At 71.9% G+C, this 5,530-nt stretch carries 5 protein-coding genes; all 5 read right to left on the reverse strand.

What is annotated here, in order from left to right:
• Nucleotides 1-131: 131 nt before the first annotated feature.
• The 5 genes from AB0903_RS34085 to AB0903_RS34105 are packed head-to-tail and all read right to left on the reverse strand — an operon-like array spanning nucleotide 132 to nucleotide 5,089.
• Nucleotides 132-1,268 carry a pseudouridine synthase gene (locus AB0903_RS34085; protein WP_366708677.1) on the reverse strand — a complete coding sequence of 379 codons (1,137 nt, stop codon included), beginning with the start codon at nucleotides 1,266-1,268 and terminating at the stop codon, nucleotides 132-134.
• Nucleotides 1,268-1,873: an SMC-Scp complex subunit ScpB gene (gene scpB, locus AB0903_RS34090; RefSeq protein WP_366708679.1), complete on the reverse strand. Its 606-nt coding sequence runs from the start codon at nucleotides 1,871-1,873 to the stop codon at nucleotides 1,268-1,270. The genes AB0903_RS34085 and scpB overlap by 1 nt, the downstream gene beginning before the upstream one ends.
• Nucleotides 1,870-3,342 carry a segregation/condensation protein A gene (locus AB0903_RS34095; protein ID WP_366708681.1) on the reverse strand — a complete coding sequence of 491 codons (1,473 nt, stop codon included), beginning with the start codon at nucleotides 3,340-3,342 and terminating at the stop codon, nucleotides 1,870-1,872. Before AB0903_RS34095 ends, scpB begins: the two co-directional genes overlap by 4 nt.
• A 47-nt stretch (nucleotides 3,343-3,389) precedes the next feature.
• Entirely contained in the window at nucleotides 3,390-3,953 is a 564-nt protein-coding gene (locus AB0903_RS34100; protein ID WP_366708683.1) for a hypothetical protein, read from the reverse strand.
• The gene (locus tag AB0903_RS34105; RefSeq protein ID WP_366708685.1) at nucleotides 3,938-5,089 is read right to left on the reverse strand and encodes a ParA family protein; all 1,152 of its coding nucleotides are present in this window, start codon (nucleotides 5,087-5,089) and stop codon (nucleotides 3,938-3,940) included. The genes AB0903_RS34100 and AB0903_RS34105 overlap by 16 nt, the downstream gene beginning before the upstream one ends.
• Nucleotides 5,090-5,530 lie beyond the last annotated feature (441 nt).

Raw genomic sequence — 5,530 nt, forward strand, 5'->3', positions numbered from 1 at the left:
AAAACGCTCGGCTGGAAAACCCCAGCCGAGCGCCTGCGTGATCTACTGACGACCACGTAAGCCATCAGGTGTTGCGAGGACCCCGAGAATCCGCCTGGCAGGTCACGGGCCCTTTCAGTTCATTTGTACGGTTACAGACCGACTTCCTTCATCAGCATGCCCACCTCGGTGTTGGTCAGCCGGCGCAGCCAGCCGGACTTCTGGTCGCCGAGCGTGATCGGCCCGAAGGCGGTCCGCACCAGCTTGTCGACCGGGAAGCCCGCCTCGGAGAGCATCCGGCGCACGATGTGCTTGCGGCCCTCATGGAGGGTGACCTCGACGAGGTAGTTCTTGCCGGTGTTCTCCACGACACGGAAGTGGTCCGCGCGGGCGTACCCGTCCTCGAGCTGGATGCCGTCCTTGAGGCGCTTGCCGAGTTCACGCGGCAGCGGGCCCTGGATGGCGGCCAGGTAGGTCTTCTTCACGCCGTACTTGGGGTGCGTGAGACGGTGGGCGAGCTCACCGTGGTTGGTGAGCAGGATGATGCCCTCGGTCTCCGTGTCGAGCCGGCCTACGTGGAAGAGCCGGGTCTCGCGGTTGGTGACGTAGTCGCCGAGGCACTGGCGCCCGTCGGGGTCCTCCATGGTGGAGACGACACCCGCCGGCTTGTTCAGCGCGAAGAACAGGTACGACTGGGTCGCGACGGTCAGGCCGTCGACCTTGATCTCGTCCTTCTCCGGGTCGACGCGGACACCCTGCTCGATCACGATCTTGCCGTTGACCTCGACCCGGCCCGCTTCGATCAGCTCCTCGCAGGCCCGGCGCGACCCCATGCCGGCACGGGCCAGCACCTTCTGGAGCCGCTCGCCCTCCTGGTCGCCGAAGGTCTTGGGCGTCTTGATCACCGGCTTGTCCGCGTAACGCTCGCGGTTGCGCTCCTCGGAGCGGGCGTCGTACTCGCGCGAACGCGCGGGTGCGGTGCGGCCACCGCCGCGCTGCGGCGACTGCCTGGGGCCGCCCTTGGCGCCGCCGCGGGCCGCGCCGCCGCGTCCCTTCTTCGGCGCCTCAGGGGAGCCTGCCACGTCGTAGCGGCGCTCCTCGGGGCGCGGCTTGCCCGCGCGCTTCTGCTTGTCGTCGCGGCTTCCCCCAGCCTTCGGCCGGGGGGTGCCCCCATCCGGCGCCCGGTGGTTGCCGCGCCCGCCACCACCGCTGCTGCCGCGGCCGCCGCTGTTGCCACCACGGCTCCCGCCGTTGTTTCCGCTGCTGTTCCTGCCGCTGCTGCTTCGCATCAAATTTCCGTCTTGTCGTCTGCGTCCTCACGATCCGGTGCATCCGGATCGAACGACGGAACCCCTTCCAGCGTCTCCGCCTCGATCGCGTCCGCCTCCGGTAGGAAGGGCGCGAGCTCCGGAAGCTCGTCCAGGCCACGCAGGCCCATCCGCTCCAGGAAGTAGTTCGTCGTCCTGTACAGGATCGCACCTGTTTCGGGTTCCGTGCCCGCCTCCGCCACGAGACCCCGCTGGAGGAGGGTGCGCATCACGCCGTCGCAGTTCACTCCGCGCACCGCGGAGACCCGTGACCGGCTCACCGGCTGGCGGTACGCGACCACCGCGAGGGTCTCCAGCGCGGCCTGGGTGAGCCTCGCGTGCTGCCCGTCGAGCACGAACCGCTCGACGGCGGCGGCGTGCTCAGGACGGCTGTAGAACCGCCAGCCGCCGGCGACGAGCCGCAGCTCGAAGCCGCGGCCCTGGACGGTGTACTCGTCCGCGAGCTCGCGCAGCGCGTCCGCGACGGCCCTGCGGGGCCGCTCCAGCACCTTGGCGAGGTGCTCCTCGGTCGCCGGCTCGTCCACGATCATGAGGACTGCTTCGAGGGCGGGCTTGAGGTCGCTCACCGCTTCTCCTCCACCACTTGGTCGAACTCGTCCGTCACGGTCACCGTCTGGGCCGACTCCGCGGCCCAGACCACCGTCAGCTCGCCGAGGGCGTCCTCCTGGTCGAGCGCCACGGCCTTCTCCCGGTACAGCTCCAGCAGGGCGAGGAAACGGGCGACGACGGTCAGCGTGTCCGCAGCCCCCTCGGTCAGCTCCCGGAACGAGGCCCTGCCGCGCGCCTTGAGCATGGCGACGACGACCTCGGCCTGCTCGCGGACGCTCACCAGAGGCGCGTGGATGTGGTCCACGTACACCTGGGGCTTCGGCCTGGGCTGCATGGCCTTCACCGCCAGCTTGGCGAAGCCCTCCGCGCCGATGCTGATGACGACCTCCGGCAGCAGCTCGGCGAGGTGCGGCTCCAGACCGACGGTACGGGGGAACCGCCGGGCCTCGTCGTCCAGCCTCCGGTCGAAGATCTCGGCGATCTGCTTGTACGCGCGGTACTGCAGGAGCCGCGCGAAGAGCAGGTCGCGCGCTTCGAGCAGCGCGAGGTCGGCCTCGTCCTCGACCTCGGCGGCGGGCAGCAGCCGCGCGGCCTTGAGGTCGAGCAGCGTTGCGGCGACGACGAGGAACTCGGTGGTCTGGTCGAGGTCCCAGTCGGGGCCCATGGCCCGGATGTAGGCCATGAACTCGTCGGTGACCCGGGAGAGGGCCACCTCCGTGACGTCGAGCTTGTGCTTGGAGATGAGTTGCAGAAGCAGGTCGAAGGGCCCCTCGAAGTTCACGAGCCGGACCCGGAACCCGCCTCCGTCCGCCGCCGCGTCGCCTCCGGCACCGCCCCCCTCGGCCCCTGCCGGCCCGCCGCTCTGTGGCACCCGGGCCTCCGGTTCCGGGACGTCACCGCCCGGCCCGCCGACCCGCGGCACCGGAGCCTCCGGTTCCGGGCCCCGACCGCGCGGCGCACCGACCCCGTCCGGCCCGCCGACCCCGGCCGCGTCCGGGCCAGGCCCACCGCCGTGCGGCGCGGCCTCGGCCGACTCCAGACCGCCCGCGCCGCCGGCGGACGCATGCGTCTCCGTTTCGGGGGCTTCGCCAAGGGCGCCGACCCCGGCCCGCACCGGGCCGCCCGCACCGCCGGGCACCGCGTGGACTCCCGGTCCCGGGGCTTCACCCCCCGCCCCGGCCCGCACCGGGCCGTCCTCGCGGCCGGGTGACACGTGCGTCGCGGCGGGGTCCGGGGACTCGCCCCCGGTTTCAGGAAGGGGCGGGGCAGGAGAATCGACCACCGGCCCAACCACCCCAGCCTCAGCCCCGGCCCGCACCGGGCCGCCGGGTGACACGTGCGTCGCGGGGTCCGGGGACTCGCCCCCGGTTTCAGGAAGGGGCGGGGCGGGGGAGCCCGGCTCCGGCCCGGCCGGACGCGTCGCGCCCGGTCCCCGCCCCAGGGCGCGGCGGCGGGACGGAGTCGGCGGTTCGTCGTTCGCGGGCATGTGGGTCCAGGGAGCGGGAGGGGACCGGGCGCCCGAAGGCTACCCGGTCAGCGGCCCCGCAGGCGTCTCACCAGGATGCTCGCGTCGCCGCGCTGCTCGAGGTCCGCGAGGACCACCGCGACCGCCTCGCGGACGATGCGGCCGCGGTCGACGGCCAGGCCGTGCTCGCCGCGCAGCACCAGCCGCGCGTGTTCGAGGTCCATGAGCTCCTCCGCGGAGACGTAGACCGTGATCTTCTCGTCGTGGCGTTCCCGCCCGCTGGGCCGGCGGTTCGCGCCGCGCCCCCGGCGGCGGGGCGGCGCACCGGCCGCGGCTTCCTGCGCGGGGCGGGCCTTGCCCGACGGGCCGCCGCCCCGGCCGGACGGCGACGCCGCGCCGTCCGCGGCCCGGCTGCGTCCCTCCTCGGAGGACTCCGCGTTTGCCGCGGAGTGCTCCTCGGAGGAGGTCGGTGCCGACGCCTCGTCCGGCTGCTCCCCCTGCGCCGGTACCCGCGGTTCACCGGCACCCGCGTTCGGGTTCGTCTGCTTGCGCGGGGACGACGCCTGCAGCGCCATGCCCCCGGTCGTACGGAACAACTCGTCGGCACCGGGCAGACTCACTCGGCGTGACACCGGGCGAGCACCTCCCTGGCGAGCTGGCGGTACGCGGCGGCGCCCACGGAGTTCGACGCGTACGTCGTGATGGGCTCGCCGGCGACGGTGGTCTCCGGGAAGCGGACCGTGCGCCCGATGACCGTGTGGTAGACGTGGTCGTCGAACGCCTCCACGACCCTCGCCAGCACCTCGCGGCTGTGCACGGTCCGCGAGTCGTACATCGTGGCGAGGATGCCGTCCAGTTCGAGGTCGGGGTTGAGCCGCTCCTGGACCTTCTCGATCGTCTCCGTCAGCAGTGCGACACCTCGGAGCGCGAAGAACTCGCACTCGAGCGGCACTATCACCTTGTGCGCGGCGGTCAGCGCGTTGACCGTGAGCAGGCCGAGCGAGGGCTGACAGTCGATCACGATGTAGTCGTAGTCGGGCAGCAGCGGCTTCAGCGCGCGCTGCAGCGTGGACTCGCGCGCGACCTCGCTGACCAGCTGTACTTCCGCGGCCGACAGGTCGATGTTGCTCGGCAGCAGGTCCATGTTGGGCACGGCCGTCTTCAGGAGGACCTCGTCCGCCGACATGCCCCGCTCCATGAGCAGGTTGTAGACGGTGAGGTCGAGCTCCATCGGGTTGACGCCGAGACCCACGGACAGCGCGCCCTGAGGGTCGAAGTCGACGAGCAGCACCCGCCGTCCGTACTCGGCGAGCGCGGCGCCCAGGTTGATGGTCGACGTCGTCTTGCCGACGCCGCCCTTCTGGTTGCACATCGCGATGATCTTCGCGGGGCCGTGGTCGGTCAGCGGTCCCGGGATCGGGAAGTACGGCAGCGGACGCCCGGTGGGGCCGATCCTCTCGCGTCGCTGGCGGGCAGCGTCGGGCGCGAGGGTGGCCGCGTACTCGGGGTCGGGCTCGTACTCGGCATCAGGGTCGTAGAAGTGCCCCTCGGGGACTTCCTCGTAGGCGGCGAAGTGGGTGGACTCTCGGCCACTCTCGTTGCCGGCCATGGCGTTCACGTGTTGGCCGTCCATCGTCTTCATCGTGTGGGCTGTCGTCATGTGCGTCGTGTGCCGGCGCTGGTACGTGGCGAAGGGGCGGACAGCGACGGAGCCGACAGCCTCGAGACCGGACGACGGGTCCTGGCCCGCCGATGGGGGTGCCGCCACGCCCTCAGGGCGTACGGAGACCGTTCCCGGTTGACCACCCCCGGGAGTAAATGTCGACTCATTCACAAGTCGTCTTACCTCCTTGGACGGTGACCAGGAAACTTATCGATAGGTCAGCGTGGCACCATGCCGACGGTTGGCGACTCTATGGCGTGTCACCGGTCCGCAGCAACACAATCCGCCGGACCCGGCCCGATGTGTCGGCAATCGAACACCCCGCTGTCAAGGGCGCACGGGCCCCCTTCCGTGCCTCCGCCGACACGTTTCAGGGGTGTGCGAAACGGTTAAAGGGTTACGTTCGAGGCGGGTTGAGCGACCACCGCAACGCGGGCACGCACGAGTCGGGGGGGGGGGGGGGGGGCGAGGACCGGCCGCCCAGGGGGGGGGGGAGGGCGGGGGGGGGGGGGCTGCCGCCGGGCGGGGGGGGAGACACGCCGGGGC

The organism is Streptomyces sp. NPDC048389 (assembly GCF_040706335.1).
GTDB lineage: Bacteria > Actinomycetota > Actinomycetes > Streptomycetales > Streptomycetaceae > Streptomyces.